The 17,510-nt window shown below is 68.4% G+C and carries 11 protein-coding genes, 1 tRNA gene and 1 pseudogene; 5 read left to right on the top strand and 8 right to left on the bottom strand.

Going from position 1 to position 17,510, the window contains the following annotated elements:
• Complete coding sequence (locus tag MQH10_RS18200) at positions 1-1,170, bottom strand: aminotransferase (RefSeq protein WP_242565425.1); 1,170 nt, start codon at positions 1,168-1,170, stop codon at positions 1-3.
• A gap of 39 nt (positions 1,171-1,209) precedes the next feature.
• Between MQH10_RS18200 and MQH10_RS18195 the strand changes: the two genes are divergently transcribed.
• Positions 1,210-1,662 (top strand): GNAT family N-acetyltransferase, encoded by a 453-nt coding sequence (locus MQH10_RS18195; protein ID WP_242565424.1) that lies wholly within the window; start codon positions 1,210-1,212, stop codon positions 1,660-1,662.
• Here MQH10_RS18195 and MQH10_RS18190 read toward each other — a convergent pair.
• From MQH10_RS18190 to MQH10_RS18175, 4 genes and pseudogenes are all read right to left on the bottom strand, one after another.
• The gene (locus MQH10_RS18190) at positions 1,659-2,015 is read right to left on the bottom strand and encodes a response regulator (protein ID WP_242565423.1); all 357 of its coding nucleotides are present in this window, start codon (positions 2,013-2,015) and stop codon (positions 1,659-1,661) included. The two genes, MQH10_RS18195 and MQH10_RS18190, sit on opposite strands and share 4 nt — an antisense overlap.
• Complete coding sequence (locus MQH10_RS18185) at positions 2,012-3,325, bottom strand: sensor histidine kinase (protein WP_242565422.1); 1,314 nt, start codon at positions 3,323-3,325, stop codon at positions 2,012-2,014. The genes MQH10_RS18190 and MQH10_RS18185 overlap by 4 nt, the downstream gene beginning before the upstream one ends.
• Before the next feature lie 7 nt (positions 3,326-3,332).
• Positions 3,333-5,164 (bottom strand): annotated as a pseudogene (gene typA / locus MQH10_RS18180) (translational GTPase TypA).
• 387 nt (positions 5,165-5,551) lie between these two features.
• Positions 5,552-6,454: an N-formylglutamate amidohydrolase gene (locus tag MQH10_RS18175; protein ID WP_242565421.1), complete on the bottom strand. Its 903-nt coding sequence runs from the start codon at positions 6,452-6,454 to the stop codon at positions 5,552-5,554.
• 138 nt (positions 6,455-6,592) lie between these two features.
• Between MQH10_RS18175 and cpdR the strand changes: the two genes are divergently transcribed.
• Positions 6,593-6,952: a cell cycle two-component system response regulator CpdR gene (gene cpdR / locus MQH10_RS18170; RefSeq protein WP_242565420.1), complete on the top strand. Its 360-nt coding sequence runs from the start codon at positions 6,593-6,595 to the stop codon at positions 6,950-6,952.
• A gap of 75 nt (positions 6,953-7,027) precedes the next feature.
• Positions 7,028-7,102, top strand: a tRNA-Val gene (locus tag MQH10_RS18165).
• Between the two features lie 15 nt (positions 7,103-7,117).
• Here the strand turns inward: MQH10_RS18165 and MQH10_RS18160 are convergent.
• Positions 7,118-8,023, bottom strand: a complete 906-nt coding sequence (locus tag MQH10_RS18160; RefSeq protein WP_242565419.1) for an oxygenase MpaB family protein — start codon at positions 8,021-8,023, stop codon at positions 7,118-7,120.
• Between the two features lie 313 nt (positions 8,024-8,336).
• Here MQH10_RS18160 and MQH10_RS18155 point away from each other — a divergent pair, with 313 nt between their 5' ends.
• Positions 8,337-11,279 (top strand): TonB-dependent receptor domain-containing protein, encoded by a 2,943-nt coding sequence (locus tag MQH10_RS18155; RefSeq protein ID WP_242565418.1) that lies wholly within the window; start codon positions 8,337-8,339, stop codon positions 11,277-11,279.
• Positions 11,280-11,840: 561 nt separating this feature from the next.
• Positions 11,841-15,002 (top strand): TonB-dependent receptor domain-containing protein, encoded by a 3,162-nt coding sequence (locus tag MQH10_RS18150; RefSeq protein WP_242565417.1) that lies wholly within the window; start codon positions 11,841-11,843, stop codon positions 15,000-15,002.
• A 72-nt stretch (positions 15,003-15,074) separates the two neighbouring features.
• Here the strand turns inward: MQH10_RS18150 and MQH10_RS18145 are convergent, their stop codons facing one another.
• Together MQH10_RS18145 and mnmC2 are read right to left on the bottom strand one after the other, a co-directional pair.
• A complete protein-coding gene (locus MQH10_RS18145) occupies positions 15,075-15,458 on the bottom strand; it encodes a DUF6491 family protein (protein WP_242565416.1) in 384 nt (127 codons plus the stop codon).
• A 53-nt stretch (positions 15,459-15,511) separates the two neighbouring features.
• The gene (gene mnmC2, locus MQH10_RS18140; RefSeq protein ID WP_242565415.1) at positions 15,512-17,344 is read right to left on the bottom strand and encodes a tRNA (5-methylaminomethyl-2-thiouridine)(34)-methyltransferase MnmC2; all 1,833 of its coding nucleotides are present in this window, start codon (positions 17,342-17,344) and stop codon (positions 15,512-15,514) included.
• Between the last annotated feature and the right edge of the window lie 166 nt (positions 17,345-17,510).

Below are 17,510 nucleotides of genomic sequence, written 5' to 3'. Positions count from 1 at the left end.
TCAGCTCGCGGCGCGGGACAGCTCCCGCGCCCGGGCCAGGCGTTCAATCCCGCCGTCCAGGGTCGCGTCGCGCTTGGCGAAGCACAGGCGCAGGATGGTGGTCACCGGCGCCTCTTCGTAGAGGGCCGAGACCGGGATCGCCGCCACGCCGGCCTCTTTCACCGCGCGCAGGCAGAAGGCCCGGTCGGGCTCGACGATCCCCGAGGCCGGCAGGTCGATGTTCAGGAAATAGGTCCCCGACGACGGCAGGACCGAGAAGCCCTCCCGCCGGAGACCATCGGCCAGGCGGTCGCGGGACCGTTGCAGGTCGGCCGGCATGGCGCTGAACCACTGGCCCGGATTGTCCAGGCCGTAGGCCACCGCGCCCTGCAGATTGGGCGGGGTGGTGAAGGTCAGGAACTGGTGGGCGCGGGCGAGCGCGTGGCTGAGCGCCGGGGCGGCGATCAGGAAGCCGACCTTCCAGCCGGTCAGGCCGAACATCTTGCCGGCCGAGCCGATCTTCACCGTGCGCTCGCGCATGCCCGGCAGGGCCATGAGCGGGGTGTGGACGAGGCCGTCGAACACCACCTGCTCCCAGACCTCGTCGCAGACGGCGATCACGTCGCGCGCCACGCAGACTTCCGCCAGCAGGGCGAGGTCCTCCTGAGAGGCGACGGTCCCGGCCGGATTGAGTGGGTTGTTGAGCACCACCAGCCGGGTCCGGTCGGTGAAGGCGGCCTCCAGCATGGCGCGGTCGAACCGCCAGTCGGGCGGCGACAGGCGGACCAGGCGGGGGATGCCGCCAGCCCGGCGGATCAGCGGCAGATAGGCGTCATAGACCGGCTGGAACACCACGACCTCGTCGCCCGGCTCGATCAGGGCCAGGAAGGTCGCGGCCAGGGCCTCGGTGGCGCCGGAGGTGACGGTGACCTCGGTCTTCCAGTCCAGCGCCAGGCCCTGGGTGCGGCCATAGTGGCCCGCCACCGCCTCGCGCAGCTCCGGCAGGCCGGCCATGGGCGGATACTGGTTGTAGCCGTTCAGCACCAGATCGGCGGCGCGCTGGCGGATGTCCGGCGGACCTGGATCGTCCGGGAAGCCCTGGCCCAGATTTATGGCGCCCAGCTCCCGGGCGAGGCCCGACATCTCCTCGAAGACGGTGGTGGGCAGGTTTGCGAAGACCGGATGAACCATGGGCCTTGCCTAGCACAGCTTGCCCGGCAGAATCGAAGCATGCAGATCGTCGATTTCGAACCCCGGCACGCCGCCGCCTGGAAAAACCTGAACGAAGCCTGGATCACCCAGCTGTTCAAGCTGGAGCCCAAGGACATCGAGGTGCTGGATCACCCCCAGGCCAAGATCCTCGATCCCGGCGGCTGTATCTTCATGGCTGAACGGGACGGCGAGGCGATCGGCTGCGCGGCCCTGATCGCCCTGCCGGACGGCGGCTTCGAGGTGGCCAAGATGACGGTCAGCGAGGCGGCGCGGGGAACCGGCCTGGGGCGGAGGCTGATGCAGGCCTGCATCGACCGCGCCCGGGCGCGCGGTGCGCCCAGGCTCTATCTGGAGACCAATTCCAGCCTGGCGCCGGCGCTGGGTCTCTATGAGGCCATGGGCTTCGTTCACCTGCCGCCGCGGGAGACGCCCTATGCCCGCGCCGACGTCTGGATGGAGCTGGTCCTCTAGGCGGTCTTGAGCGCGTCGCCCAGGGTGCGGCGGGTGACCGGCTTGCCCAGGAACCCGACAGGATTGGCCTTGGCCATCTCGCGGCGAAATTCCTCGGTGATCGATCCGGACACAAACAGCGAGCGGATGCCCAGCCGGTCATACAGCTTGAGGGCCAGCTTGCCGCCGTCGGTGTTGCGGGCCAGGCGGATATCGACCAGGGCCATGTCCGGCCGGTCGTGCTCGGCCAGTTCCCAGGCGGCGCAGGCGTCGGCCGCCTCGGCCACCACCTCGTGCCCCATCTCCTCCAAGAGTCCGACCATATCGAGCGCGATCAGCGCGTCGTCCTCTACCACCATGATACGCATGGTCATGCCAAACTCCTGGGGAAGACGAGCGCGAAATGCGCTCCGACCTCCGACGTCTCGACGATGAAGCGACCTTGCAGCTGCCGGGTGAGCGCATCGATCGCTCTCATGCCCAGGCTCTTGCCCTGCTTGGGATTGAAATTCGCCGGCAGTCCATGCCCGTCATCCGCCACGCTTAAGCGATAGCCCCCCTCATCGGTTCCAAGCGTCACACGGATTCGGCAGGCGCGGCCCGGGGGACAGCCGTACTTCAGGGCGTTGGTGATCAGCTCGTTGAGGATCAGGGCCAGGGGCGTGGCCTGGCGGACGTCGAGCTTGGCGGAGATGACATCGGTCTCCAGCACGACGTCGTCGCGACCCAGGGACTCGATCAGTTCGCGCGACAGGGCCTCCGCATAGAGGCCGGCGTCGAAGTCGCCCAGCAACTCGCCGGACCGGTAGAGCTGCTCATGGACGCGGCCGACGGCCATGATCCGGTCGAGGGTCTTTTCCAGGGCCTCGCGGGTCTCGGCATGGGGCGAGGCGCGCGACTGCAGGCGAACGACGCTGGCGATCTGCTGCAGCGAGTTCTTCACCCGGTGGTTCACCTCGTCGATCAGCAGGGTGCGGTCGGCCAGGAGCCGCCTCAGGCGCTCGGCGCTGTCGGCCTCAGCCTCGCGGTCGAGATCCAGTTCGCGCAGGGTGCGGATGAACACGATGGCCAGCAGCAGGGCGAAGGCGAGGACGGCGCCGATCACCAGCACGCGGATCGTATCGGCCCGCGCCCGGCGCTCGACCTCCAGCCGCGCCTCGGTGGCGTCGATGTCCTTCAGCTGGGCGCGGATCGCGTCCATGGCGGCGATGCCGCGGCCCTGGCGAATGATGCGGATGGCGGCCACGGGCGCGCCGGCGGCGCGGGCGGCCACGACCTGGTCGATGACCTCCAGCCTGATGGCCATCTGCGTGCGCAGCGGGCCGAGCCGGTCCTGCTGAGCGGGATTGTCGCGGGTCAGCCGGTCCAGCGCCTCGAAGCTGGCCAGGGCGCGGCGCTTGGCGTCTTCCAGGGTGGTGACGAACCGGCGGTCGGCGGTCAGCACATAGGCCCGCTGGGCGGACTCCGCCTCGGTCAGGGCCTCCAGGGTGTCGGCGACCCCGGTGCGGACCCTGTGGGTGTGGCTCACCCACGAGGTCGCGTTGTCATACCAGAGAAACAGGCCGCCCAGGGCGCCGAAGCCCAGGAACAGGGCGGCCATGACTCCTGCGAGCATCCGGTAGGTGCGCTCCCGCGCGCCCTGCCGGTCAGACCCCGATGTTTCCGCCGGATCCGTGCTCGCCATGCAAATCCTATTCTTCTTTGACGCGTCTCTTGCGGAACGAAGGATTGAGCACTTGTTTCCGGAGCCGGATCGATTTCGGCGTCACTTCGACCAGTTCGTCTTCCTCGATATAGGCGATGGCCTGTTCGAGGGTCAGGCGGCGCGGCGGGGTCAGGCGGACCGCTTCGTCCTTGCCGGAGGCCCGCACGTTGGTCAGCTGCTTGGCCTTCATCGGATTGACGTCCAGGTCGTCGACCCGGGAGTTCTCGCCGATGATCATGCCCTGGTAGGTCTTCTCGCCGGCGCCCACGAACATGGTGCCGCGCTCTTCCAGGTTCCACAGCGCATAGGCCGCGGTCTCGCCGTCGGAGTTGGAGACCAGCACGCCCTTACGGCCGGCGTCGATGGGGCCCTTATAGGGCTCGTAGTGGCTGAACACGCGGTTCAGCACGCCGGAGCCGCGGGTGTCGGTCAGGAACTCGCCCTGATAGCCGATCAGCGAGCGCGAGGGCGACATCAGGCTGATCCGGGTCTTGCCGGCGCCGGAGGGGCCCATGTCCTTGAGCTCGGCCTTACGGGCCGACAGCTTCTCGATGACGATGCCCGAGAACTCGTCGTCGACGTCGATCATGACCTCTTCGATCGGCTCCAGGCGCTGTCCGGTCTCCGGATCGGTCTGATAGACCACCCGCGGACGGCTGATGGACACTTCGAAGCCTTCGCGGCGCATGCCTTCGATCAGCACGCCCAGCTGCAGTTCGCCGCGGCCGGCGACCTCATAGGCGTCCTTGTCGGCGGTCTCGGTCACCCGGATGGCGACGTTCGACTGGGCTTCCTTGAGCAGGCGGTCACGGATGACGCGGCTCTGCACCTTGTCGCCTTCGCGGCCGGCCAGCGGGCTGTCATTGACCGAGACGGTCATGGAGATGGTCGGCGGGTCGATCGGCTGGGCCGGCAGGGCCTCGGTGACCTCCAGGGCGCACAGGGTGTCGGCCACGGTGGCCTTGCTGAGGCCCGCGATGGCGACGATGTCGCCGGCCTCGGCGTCCTCGATCGGCTGGCGCTTCAGGCCGCGGAAGGCCAGCACCTTGGTGATGCGGCCGCGCTCGATTTCCTTGCCGTCCAGTGACAGGGCCTTGATCGACATGCCGGGAACCGCCTTGCCCGACTGGATGCGGCCGGTGAGCAGACGGCCCAGGAAGGGGTCGTTCTCGATCAGCACCGACAGGATCTGGAAGGGCTTGTCCTTGTTGGCGACGACCTTGGGCTCGGCACGTGGCGGACGATCAGGTCGAACAGGGGGGCGAGCGTGTCGTTGGGCTGGGCCATGTCCAGCGTCGCCCAGCCGTTCTTGCCCGAGGCGTAGATGTGCGGGAAGTCCAGCTGCTCGTCGGTCGCGCCCATGGCGGCGAACAGGTCGAACACGTCGTTCAGGATGCGGTCGGGATCGGCGTGGGGCCGGTCGACCTTGTTCAGGCAGAGGATGGGACGCAGGCCCATCTTGAGCGCCTTGCCGAGCACGAACTTGGTCTGGGGCATGACGCCCTCTTCGGCGTCCACCAGGATGACGCAGCCATCCACCATGCCGAGGATCCGCTCCACCTCGCCGCCGAAGTCGGCGTGGCCGGGGGTGTCGATGATGTTGATCCGGGTCTCGCCGGCCTCGCCGTGCCACAGCACGCTGGTGCACTTGGCCAGGATGGTGATCCCGCGCTCGCGCTCCTGGTCGTTGGAGTCCATGGCGCGTTCGACCGTCGCCTCATTGGCGCGGAACACGCCCGACTGGGCGAGCAGCTGGTCGACGAGTGTGGTCTTGCCATGGTCGACGTGGGCGATGATGGCGATGTTGCGGAGCGACATTTAAATCTTATCTCGGGGAGGGCGAGGCTTTGAAGGGCGCGCGCTTTTAGTTGAGCGCGCGGTGTTAGGCCAGCGCCTTCTCACATGTGGCCTATGCGTGATTCGGTCGCCATTGTGCAGCGCAGCACGAAGGCGACAGGGGGTCATGTGGGATCAACCCTTTGATTACGCAAGGGAAGGCAATTTTTTTCGCCCTCCAATTCGCATCTGCGACATTTTTGTCCTTGCCGTTTTGTGCGCCGCACCGTATACATCTCTTCGTGAGGCGCCGCTGGCGCTTCTGCCCTTCCTGGGCGTTTCCTCCCTAATGAACTGGCCGGGCCTTGTGCCCGGCTTTTTTCTTGCGCGGGACCCTGGCGCGCCAAAACGCGCCGAAATCGGGCAGGTTCAGGCGGTCTTGAGACCGCTCCAGTCCTTCGCCGCCAGCACCCGGGTCAGGTGCTCCAGATCCGCCTTCAGCTTCTCGAACCCCGCCGTGGGGACGAGCGTCGCCTCGTCCAGATAGAGGGCGCGGTTGATCTCGATCTGCAGGGCGTGGGTGCGGCGCGCCGGCCGGCCGTAGTGCTCGGTGGTGTAGCCCCCGGCATAGGGGGCGTTGCGGGTGACCCTGTAGCCCAGGCCCTCAAGCTCCCGCTCGACCAGCTGGGTCACCTGGCCGGAACAGGCCGCGCCGAAGCGGTCGCCCAGCACCATGTCGCAAGCTTCGCCGCGTCCCGCCTTGGCGGCGGCGGCGGGCATGGAGTGCCAGTCGATCAGGATCGCCAGGCCGTGGGCTGAGTGGGCCTCGCCCAGCAGGCGGGCCAGGGCGGCGTGATAGGGGGTGTGGGCGCCGTCGATCCGCGCCCGGGCCTCGGCGAAGGTCAGCTTGCGGGCGTAGATCTCCTGGCCCTCGGACACCACCTTGGCGATGGCGCCCAGGCCGGCCTGCACCCGCGCCGAGCGGCCGCGGGCGAAGTCCGGCAGCTCGTCGGCGAACATGGCGGGATCGAGCTCGAAGGCCTCGCGGTTCACGTCAATATAGGCCCGCGCCAGCCGCGCCGCGATCAGGGCGCACCCCAGCCGGGGCGCGGCGGCGACCAGCTCATCGACGAAGGCGTCCTCCGAGCGGCGGATCGCCACGCCCTCCAGGGCCGGCATCATGTCGGCGGGATAGAGGCGTCCCGAATGGGGGGAGGCGAAGACCAGCGGCGTGGGGGCCGGTCGCCCGTCCGCCGCCGCCCGCAGGATGTCGAAGGCGGGAAGCGCCTTGGAATCCTCGGTGGGGGAGGGGACAGTCTGCCAGACGTTCATCAAGGGCATATGACGATTGAAGCCTGGGCGGGTCAAACGGTTGAGCGCCTTTGTCCCCGTCCCGGGCGCAAGGTTCATCGTGAGTTTACGTCTGGGGCGCTAATGTGCCTCTTCTCGATATCACTTGGCGGAGCGCCCATGCCCCGGATCCTACTGGCCGAAGACGATGATTCCCTGCGCGGGTTCCTGTCCCGCGCGCTGGAGCGCGCCGGTTATGAGGTCACCGCCTGCGCCGATGGCGACGAGGCCGCCGCCGTGCTCGACCAGAGCTGGGATCTGCTTCTGACCGACATCGTCATGCCCGGCATGGACGGCATCGAGGTGGCCCGCCTGGCCGCCGCCAAGCACCCCGGCCTGCGCATCATGTTCATCACCGGCTTCGCCGCCGTGGCGCTCGCCGCGGGCGAAAGCGCGCCCGCCGGCGCCAAGGTCCTGTCCAAGCCCATCCACCTGCGGGAAATCGTGACCGAGGTGGAGAAGATGATGGCGGCCGCCTAAGCCGCTTCTGACGCTTGCCTTAGGAAAAAGGCGCCGTTATACCGCCGCCTCTCGTTCCCCTCGGGGAGTCCAGATGGACGCGTAGCTCAGCGGGAGAGCACCTCGTTGACATCGAGGGGGTCACAGGTTCAATCCCTGTCGCGTCCACCATTTCCCTCCTGAAAATCAGACCGGTCTGAGCGCGAAGCTTCGCGCGGGCCGTCCCATGCGCCGGTAGGCCTGGCCGGGAATGCTGTCCGCTCCGGTCGCGGCCAGGGCGGCCTTGGCCAGGACGCGGACCAGGGCCGTCGTCGCACCACGTCCCGGCGTCACGCCCAGGCGCGCGGCGATCTCGGCCGGCGTCAGATCGATCGCCGCCTGAACCAGCGCGCCCTGCAGCGGCCGGCCCGTCCGCCCCAGAGGCGAGGCCTGGCCGACGAGCCCCAGGAACTCTCCGAGGATCGGATGGCGCCGCAGGCGGGACGTCATGGCCGCCATATAGTCGGCGACCTCGCCGACCGACCCCGGAATGTCCCGCGCCCCGAACGCCTCGCCCACCTTGCGGCCCTCGGCGTAGTAGCGGTCCTGGTCCGCGCGGCTCATGTCCGGCTCCACATAGCGCAGATGGGCGTTCAGGAAGCCGTAGCCGGCGGTGACATGGACCCAGGTCATGAGCTCGGGATCGAGCGCCTGATAGGCCTGTCCCTCGGGCGTGGTCCCGCCGACCCGGGCGTGCATGCGGGCGACCATGGCGATGCGGCGCTCGGCGGCCTCCGTCGGGCCGTAGGTGGTGACCATGGCCGCCTCCCCGGTGCGCTTCAGCCTCAGCAGCGGCTGGGTGCGGAAGATCGAGTGCTCCCACACCCCCGTTCGCACGCGCGGCTCGGCCAGCTCCAGGATCACCGCGGCGATCCCGCCGACCGCCAGGGTCACCGGATTGGCGTGCGCCCGCCAGGCCACGCTGTCGGGGCCGTAGAGGCCCGGATCGCCCATGGGGCTCAGATAGTCCGCCTCCGGGAGACCTGGCGCGGCGAACAGGGCGCGCGCGGCCCGGTCGGCGAGGCGGGAGATCAGGGGGACGGGCGTGGTCATGGGCTGAGGATGCGGGCGCCTTGCGACGGAATTCGGATCGGTCGATTCTAGCATGCCGTATGCTGGCGGTCCGCGCGGCGCGCGCACGTCTGCGTGCGAAGGTCGATCGGCGCGCCCCCTGATTGTGTGTTTTTGACGCCCTGTATGAAATGATCGCGTAACGGTGTTGCGCGAGTACCGCAGTTATGCGGCATTGTGTCAGCCGCGTTACAAAACCCTGGCGCCCTTAGGGCAACTCGGCTTCCCTCACCGTATCCACGGGCCGACCCCTCGCGTCAGATCGAGTGTGGCGAGCCCGCGGGGGGAGGAAATGATGACTAAACACAGGATCCTGTGCAGCGGGTCTGCGCTCGCTGTCGCCATGTCGCTGGGAGGCGTGGGCCACGCCTTCGCCGCCGACACCACCACAACCGTGCAAGAGGTTGTAGTCACCGGTTCGTTCATCGCCGGCTCGTCGGAGAAGGCGGCTCTGCCCGTCTCCGTCATCGGCAAGGAAGAGCTGGCCAAGCAAGGTTCGCCCTCGACCCTTGACCTGATCAAGTCGCTGCCGATCAGCGGCCCGGTGATCGGGGACTCCAACCAGTTCAGCACCACCGCCCAGGGCCAGCCGGGCGCCGGCAGCATCAACCTGCGCGGCATCGGCAGCCAGCGGACCCTCGTCCTGCTGAATGGCCGCCGCTCGACGGTCTCGCCGGGCGCCGGCAGCCAGGGCGTCGACACCAACCTCATGCCCGTCGCCGCGATCCAGCGGGTCGAGATCCTGAAGGACGGCGCCGCCGCCACCTATGGCTCTGACGCCATGGGCGGGGTGGTGAACTTCATCACCCGCAAGCATCTCGAAGGCTTCGACATCAGCGCCGACTATCGCCTCGTCGACGGCTCGGCCGGCGACTACGGGATCAACGGGGCGTGGGGCCACGAATTCGACAACGGCAACGTCCTGATCGCCGCCGGCTATCAGCGCCGCTCGGAACTCTCCTCCACGGACCGCGACTGGGCCAACCAGCCCTATCTGACCAACCCCTCGGGCTGGTCGGTCCTGGGTCAGCCGCCCGCCTTCCTGCCGCGCAAGGGCGCTGTGCCGGTCGCCGGCGTCACCCGTGACGGCGGATGCGCCGCGGTCGGCGGCTTCGTCGGCTTCACCGGCGCCACGGCGGCCTGCTATTTCACCTATGTGCCCTTCGACAACCTGGTCGAGGACGAGTTCCGCTATCAGGTCTATTCCGAAGTCAATTTCGACCTCAGCGACACCACGCGGTTCCATGTCGAAGGCCTCTACGCCAAGACCGACACCCCGCATGGCCGCAGCTCGCCGGGCTATCCCCCGACTTCCGGTCCCAACGGCCCCGGCAGCGTGGGCGTGTTCACCGTGCCGAGCTCGAACCCCGGCTTCAACGTCGCCCTGACCCAGGCGGGCCTCGGCGCGCTGATCGGGGTCGCCGACAACGCCTCCCTCACCCTGTTCCGTCCGCTCGGCGCGGGCGGTCGTCCGGGTGAAAGCGGTCTCGGCGGCTACAGCTCGAGCCGTGCGTTCGAGATGTTCCGGGTGTCGGCGGGCTTCGTCGGCAAGCTGACGGACACCATCGGCTATGATGTGGCGGTCACCTATTCCGACGCGACCAACACCTCGCGCGGCAACGACATCCTGATCGACCGTCTGCAAAGGGCCCTGAACGGCTTCGGCGGACCGGCCTGCACCGGCACCGTCGCCGGGGCGAACGGCTGCGTCTACTTCAACCCGTTCTCCAACGCCTATGCCGGCAACCCGGCTCTGGGCCTGACCAATCCCGGCTATGTCTCCTCGGGCGCCAACAGCGTCGAGCTGATCAAGTGGCTGGCGCCGCCGAACTCGACGGGCGGCGAAGCGCGTCAGAGCCTGCTGGTGTTCGACGCCGTGCTGAACGGCGAGACGGGCATTGAGCTGCCGGGCGGCAAGATCGCCTGGGCCGCCGGCATCCAGACCCGTTCGGAAGAAGCCCGCACCTCGGTCGCCAGCGACCTGGCCGATTCCCGGGTCACGCCCTGCCCCGTCGTGGGCACGGTGAACTGCACGATCAAGACCGGCCCGTTCATCTTCCTCGGCCAAAGCGCGCCCTCCTATGTGGACGGTCAGGTCAAGGCGGTGTTCGGCGAATTGAACCTGCCGGTCACCGACAACTTCAACGCCCAGCTGGCCGTCCGTTACGAGGACTATGGCGGACAGACCGGATCGACCACCAATCCCAAGCTGGCGATGAAGTGGCAGGTCACGGACGCGCTCGCCCTGCGGGCTTCGGTCGGCACCACCTTCCGGGGTCCGACCCCGGCGGACCGGGCGGCCGATGGCGTGACGGGTCTTTCGGGCATCACCGCGGCCGGCAACAACTTCAAGTCGGTCGACTTCTTCGGCAATCCCTCGATCGGTCCTGAGACGGCGACCACCTACAACATCGGCGCCATCTATGAAGTCCACGGCTTCCGCGCCATCGTCGACTATTGGAACTACGCCATTGAGGGCCAGATCTCGTCTGTCCCGGCCAACGTCATCGCGACCTCGGTCGCCGGCGTCGGCAACGGCACCCAGTTCGTCAATTGCGGCGCCGCTCTGCGGGGGCTGATCACCTTCAGCAACAACAACACCTGCACCCAGGGCGTGACAATCGGCAACGACATCGCCCGGATCCGCTCCGATCGGGTCAACGGCCCGACCCTGGACACCTCCGGCATCGACGCCCAGATCGACTATACGATCGACGACGTCTTCGGGGGCGAACTGGGCCTCGGGGCTGCGGCCAGCTACGTGCTCAAGTACGATATCGGCGCGTTCACGGCCGGCGGCGTTCAGATCGACGCGGCCTACTCGGCCAAGGGCTTCACCAACTACAACCGCCTGCCGGGGACCATTCCGGATTGGCGCGGCAACTTCTACGCCAACTTCCACCGTGACATTCACAACCTGCGCGCCACGGTGAACTATGTGGACGGGGCCACCGACAACCGGGCGCCGATCTTCGTCCAGAGCGGGGCCAGCTCCACGGCCTGCGTCGCGGCCTCGGCGGTCTGCGTGCCGGTCACCTTCGGCATGAAGGTGAAGCGGTTCGTGACCCTGGATCTGACCTATCGCGTGGATCTGCCCTGGGATTCGACCCTGTCGATCTCGGCTCTGAACGTGTTCGACCAGGACCCGTCCCAAGCCCGGATCGAGTACAGCTACGATCCCTTCATCGGCAATCCGTACGGCCGGACCTTCAAGGTGGTCGCCACCAAGAAGTTCTAGTCGAGGCCCGGCCTCGCCGGGTCTGTAGATCAAGAGAAGCGCCGTCGGAGTCCTCCGGCGGCGCTTTTTTTGGGGCACGAGCGGCGGGGCTGACGCTCTCCGATTCTCGTCCTGCCGCCTTTGGCGCGAGCCGGCGGCGGCTCGTCCCCGACGCCCTTGCGATTTTTTCTATAGGCGCGACGGGAATGCCACACCCGTCCCGGGGGGCGGCGGATGATTTGCAAGCGGTCCGTCCGGTTTGTTTTCGAAGCGGCCGTATCATTCGAACCGCGTTCAGTCCCGCATCGGGAGAGGGGCAACCGGTTTGCAATCCAGGCGAACTTTCGCTCCGGTCGTCGGGCGCATTGCAGTTTTGACTCAAGGGTACGAAAAGGAAAAATAAATAACACTGTAATGTCAAAGATGTCGGCTGTGTGCGGCGTGTTTCTCCTCTGAAACAGCGTGACCCGGCGGTATGGCGCTCTCCGCGAGGGCGCCGGATGATCCTTTCACTCTGCGGCCACGAGACGCCCGTCCATTTCAACAAGGGCGTCGGCCGCCAGAGGGGGAAAGGAAACATAGATGTCAAAGAGCAGATATTTCTGTGGCGGCTCAATTCTGGCCGTCGCCATGTCCTTCGGGATCGCCGGCGCCGCCTCGGCCGCCGATGCGCCCAAGGCTGACACCACGGTCGAAGAGGTCGTGGTCACCGGTTCATTTATCGCCGGCACGCCAGAGGACGCCGCCCTGCCGGTCGATGTGATCGGCGCCAAGGAGCTGGAACGGCGGGGCTCGCCCACCATGGTCCAGTTCATCAAGACCATCCCCTCCTCCGGCGCGGTGATCGGGGAGAACAACCGCTTCGGATCGGGCTCCGGCGCGGCGACGGTCAACCTGCGCAACCTGAACTCCACCACCACGGGGACCCGCACCCTGGTGCTGCTGAACGGCCGGCGCGTGCCGGTGTCGTCCCAGGGCCTCAACGCCGTGGACATCAACCTCCTGCCGTCGGCCGCCATCGGTCGGGTCGAGGTGCTGAAGGACGGCGCCGCGGCGACCTACGGCTCGGACGCCATCGGCGGGGTGGTGAATTTCATCACCCGCACCGACCTCAACGGGCTGGAGGTCAGCGCCAACTATCAGGCCATCAACGGCTCGGACGGCGACTATGACGGCTCCATCGCCTGGGGCTGGAAGGGCGACAAGGCCGACATCATGCTGACCGGCGGCTATCGCCACCGGTCGCAACTGCCGATCCAGGAACGCAGCTGGGCGCTGCGCACCGGCGTCGACGGCTATCTGGTCAATCCGCTGGGCGGCTGGGCCGGCACCGGCAACCCCGGCCAGTACCAGTATGCCACCACCGCCCCGGTGGGCTCGCCCAACACCGGCTTCACCGCCGGGACCTTCTCCGGCGCCCTGCCGGACATCGGCTGCGCAGCCAATGGCGGCTCGCCCTATGTCCTGGGCTCGGTGGTCGGCAGCCCGACCTCGTGTAACTTCCAGTACACGACCTTCGACAATCTGGTGGAGAACGAGGACCACTATCAGGTCTACGGCCAGATGAACGTCGACGTGACCGACAACATCACGGCCCACGTCGAAGTCCTCTACGCCAAGCACACCACGCCGCAGCAGAGCTGGGCGGTCACCGGCCCGAACCAGTATCCGGCGCCCGAAGTGGCGTCCGGCGCCTCGATCGGCGGCGGCGTCTCGCCCATTCCGGCCTCGGGCCTCGGCGAACAGTCGCGCTTCTATATTCCGGCCAGCAATCCCGGCCTGATCGCCCTGCTGGGCCAGATCTCCACGGCCTCCTGCGCCGGGCCGGTCTATCCCTATGGCGTGGATGCGGCGAGTTGCACCACCGCGCTCAACCTCGCCAAGGCGGGCGTCGCCAATGCCGGGCTCTATGGGGTCGCGGCCTCGAACACCGCCTGGCGACCCATGGGCTTCGGCGGCGATCCGGCCACCTCCGATGGTCACAGCCACTACAGCTACAAGGTCGACACCTGGCGCATCGCCGGCGGCCTGAAGGGCAAGTTCGCCAACGACATCGGGTGGGACTTCTCGCTCACCTATCAGGAGCAGGACTACAACTATAACCTTGAGGACGTGTCGGTGAACCGTCTGCAGCTGGGCCTGCGCGGCTACGGCAGCAAGGCGGGCGCGTCCGACCAGTGCACCGCGGCCGAGACGGCGAACTTCACCACCAACGCCGGCAATGCGGCGCTGGGCTGCTACTACTTCAACCCCTTCGCCAACGCCTTCGCCCAGTCGACGTCGAACGTGGCGGCCAACCCCTACTACATCGCCAATTCGTCCATCCCGGGCTTCAACGATGCGGCCTCGGCCCGCAGCGCCGTCGCCGACTGGATGATCCAGAAGCAGTACAACGAGATCCAGTCGCGGCTGCTGGTCGCCGACCTGATCTTCAACGGCGACACGGGATGGAAGCTGTGGGGCGAGGACAGCGTGGCCTGGGCCGCCGGCGCTCAGTTCCGCTATGACCGCACCCAGCAGACGCCGGACGCGCTCTATGATGCGAACGCCACGCCCTGCGTGGACAGCCCGCCCTTCGGCGACGGCTCACCCTATTGCGCCAACACCGCCAACGGGCCGTTCCTGTTCAACGCCAACGTCCGTCCCTACGACGTGTCGCGGAAGATCAGCTCGCTGTTCGTCGAAACCAAACTGCCGCTGACCGATAACCTCGAACTGACCCTGGCGGGCCGGTACGAGTACTATCAAGGCCAGGGGTCGACCACGAACCCCAAGGCCTCGATCCGCTGGCAGGCCCTGGACTGGCTGGCGTTCCGCGGCTCGGTGGGCACGACCTACCGCGCGCCGCTGGCGACCATCACCACCACCAACTTCGTCCGCAACCTGTCGAGCGCCAACGGCACCTACAAGGCCAATGACCTCTACGGGAACCCGAACCTGGCTCCGGAAACCGCCACCACCTACGACGTCGGGACCATGGTCCATATCGGCGGCTTCAAGGCGACGGTCGACTACTGGAACTTCGACTTCAAGGACGCCCTGACGGCGGAAGCCCCGACCGATCTGGTGACCCTGATGTTCCCGGGCGGCTCGAACACCGGCAACTGCGGCAACGCCGCCTTTGCGGCGCTGCAGGCCCGGTTCACCTTCGACCAGGGCAATTGCAGCCGCGCCAACATCCTCGCCTACCGCACCAAGTACATCAACGGCGGGGAGGTGAAGACCTCGGGCGTGGACTTCCAGGCCGATCTCGCCGTGGGCCAGGTGTTCGGCGGCGACCTGACCACCGGCGTCGACGGCACCTACCTGCTGACCTATGACGAGAGCCCCTATACGGTCGAGGGCATCCCGGTCTCGGCCGGGGTCAGCCATCGGGCCGGCACCTACCGGGCGTCGGTGTTCACGGGCTACAACAAGGTCCGCGCCAACGGCTATGTGAACTGGTCGAGCGGCATCCATAACCTGCGCTGGCAGGTGCGGTTCATCTCCTCGACGAACCAGGTGGAGGCGAACTCCATCGCCATCGCCGCCCAGGTTCACGGGACCACCAAGATCCCGGAATACTGGCAGAACGACATCACCTATCGGATCGAGCTGCCCTGGGACACCTCGGCGACCCTGTCGGTGCAGAACCTGTTCGACAAGGATCCGCCCTTCGCGATCGGCACCCAGTACAACTACGACCCGGCCAGCGCCAACCCGCTGGGCCGCGTCTATTCGATTGGCGTCAAGAAGCGCTTCTAATCCCGACGGGAGCGTGATTGACCCTCTTGCGCCGCCTCCGAAAGGAGGCGGCGCTTTCTTTTACGGCCGGTGTCAGGGTCGCGAGCGCTTGGGCAGGGCCGCGACCTCGGCCGGGGTCAGCTTGGTGAGCTGGCTCACCGCGCAGCGCTGCGGTCCGGTCGGGCCGTGGGTGATAACCGTGGCCTCCAAGGCCGAGCAGATGGAAGAGCCGGGCCGCGATTCCAGGGCGATGCCGTTGTTGCACTGCACATCGGGACAGGCGCCCATCAGGTCCAGCCGATAGACCTCCTTCACGCCCACCCGGACATAGACGGTGTGGTCGTCGGGGGCCGAGAAACTGTTGACCTCGCGGTTCCAGAAACAGCTGTGCTGGGACGCGGCGGGGGCCGGTCCGGCGGCGCCGAGGGTCACGAGGGCGCCGGCGGCCAGGACACCGGTCAGGATGATCTTTTTCATATTGATGCTCCACTCCGAGGGGCTCGGCCGCCCCGCCGAGCATGCCCTAAAGCCTAGGCGCGAGTCTGGACGGAATTACGGCCACGCCGGGCGGCCCGGCGCTCGAACCGCTGCGGATCGACCAGGTCGGCCAGGGCGGCGGGCAGGGGGGATGGCGCGCCGGCGATCCGGGCGGCGACATGCTCGCCCAGCAGAGGCGCCATCGAGAAGCCGCGCGAGCCGAAGCCGGTCAGGAGGAAGAGGCCCGGAGCCTGCTCCGACGCCGCCCCGGCCAGGGGCAGATGGTCCCCAGTCGTCGCGCGCACCGCGGCGCGGCCCTCCAGCGTCGAGGCGGACAGGCGAGCGGCCAGCTCCGGATGGCGCGACGCCAGGGTCTCCAGATTGCGGGCATGGTCGTCGGCGCGGGTCTCGGTCCCGATGTCGCCGCGGTCGTGGGTGGCGCCGAACAGCAGGCCGTCGGCGGTGGGGATCAGATAGCCGCCCCAGGCGGTTGCGGCAGGCCGGTCTGCGTCGGTCGCCCAACTGGCCTGGCCGCGGACCGGGGTGAGGGCGAGGTCGGGCCAGAGCCGGGCGGTGTCCGGGCCGGCGGCGAGGATCACGGCGGCGCCGCGCCACAGCTCCGCCCCCGCCGCATCGGTCAGGCGCCAGTCGTCGCCGTCGCGGACGACGGCGGCCACGGCGGCGGGCCGCCAGTCCCCGAGCCAGGAGGCGAGCACGATGGCCGGGGCGATGACCAGGGCCTCGTTCATGTCCAGCCCGGCCGGCGCCGGTTCCCCCAGCCGCGCCGTGGTGACCTCGGCGGCGAGGACGGTCATGGCGCCCGGTTCGAACAGGTCGGCCGCGGCGATGGTCCTGAACCGTTCGGGGTCGCGGTCGGTCTGGGCCAGCTGCAACACCCCGCGGGCGATGACGGCGCCGGGCGTCTGGGCATAGAGACCGACGGCGCGGCCGAAGCTTTGGGCGGCGAGTTCGGCCACCGGGCCGAGGCCGGCGTCGAGGCGAGGCGTCACCAGGGCGGCGGGATTGCCCGAGCCGCCCGCGCCGGGATCGGCGGCCTCGAACAGGAGGGGCTCCAGGCCCAGGGCGCGCAGGGCCCGCATGGCCGAGGCGCCGGCGATCCCCGCGCCCACGACGGCCACCCGGGGACGATCGGGCCGGGGCGCGGGCGGGCCGGGCAGGCGGGCTTCGAGCCGCTCGCGCTTGCGGCCGTAACCCGGGCGCTTGTCTATGGCGAAGCCGGCGGCCTGCAGGCCGCGACGCACAGCCCCGGCCACGGTGAAGGTCGCGGCCCGGGCGTCGGGGGCTGAGCGCGCCGCCACGGCCGCCATCACCGCCTCGCTCCACATCTGGGGGTTCAGGGCCGGCGAGAAGCCGTCGAGGAACCAGGCGTCGGCCCGGCCGCTCCAGGCGGCCAGGGCGTCCTCCACCGGCATGACGGCCAGGTCGAGGACGGCGTTCAGCTCCTGCAGCTCGACCCGGTGGAAGCCGCGCGCCCGGCCCGGCCAGCGGCTGGCCAGCAGGGCCGCCAGGTCGGCGATCTCCGGCCAGCGGGCGACGGCGCGCAGCATGTCCTGGGCGCGGACCGGAAAGGCCTCAATGCTGAAGATCGACAGCTGGCCGCCAGGCGGCCTGGTCCGGCGCCAGAGCTCCAGCAGGGCCAGGATGTTCAGGCCGGCGCCGAAGCCCAGCTCTCCGACCACGAACCGGTCTCGGCCGGCCCAGGCCTCCGGCAGGCCGCAGCCCTGAAGGAACACCGCCCGGCTCTCGGCCAGGCCGTCCTCCGGCGAGAAATAGATGTCGCCGAAATGGCGCGACCGCGGATGGCCGTCCTCGGTCCAGTCCAGCGGGGTCTCGTCGGCGGCGGAAGGGGCGGGGCTGGAACTCATGGCCTCAAACGAAAAGGGCCGCCTGGTCAGGCGGCCCTCCCTATACGCGAAGTCGCGTAAGACGCTTAGTGCTTGGCCGGGGCCGGGGCGGCCGGGGCCATGGCGGAGGCGGCGGGCGCCATGGCCGAAGATGCGGCGTCGGCCGGCGGCGGGGCGGCGGCGGTGG

The organism is Phenylobacterium aquaticum (genome assembly GCF_022695515.1).
GTDB classification, from domain to species: domain Bacteria; phylum Pseudomonadota; class Alphaproteobacteria; order Caulobacterales; family Caulobacteraceae; genus Phenylobacterium; species Phenylobacterium aquaticum.
Note: the sequence above shows the minus strand (reverse complement) of the source record. Positions and strands in the feature narration are given on the sequence as shown.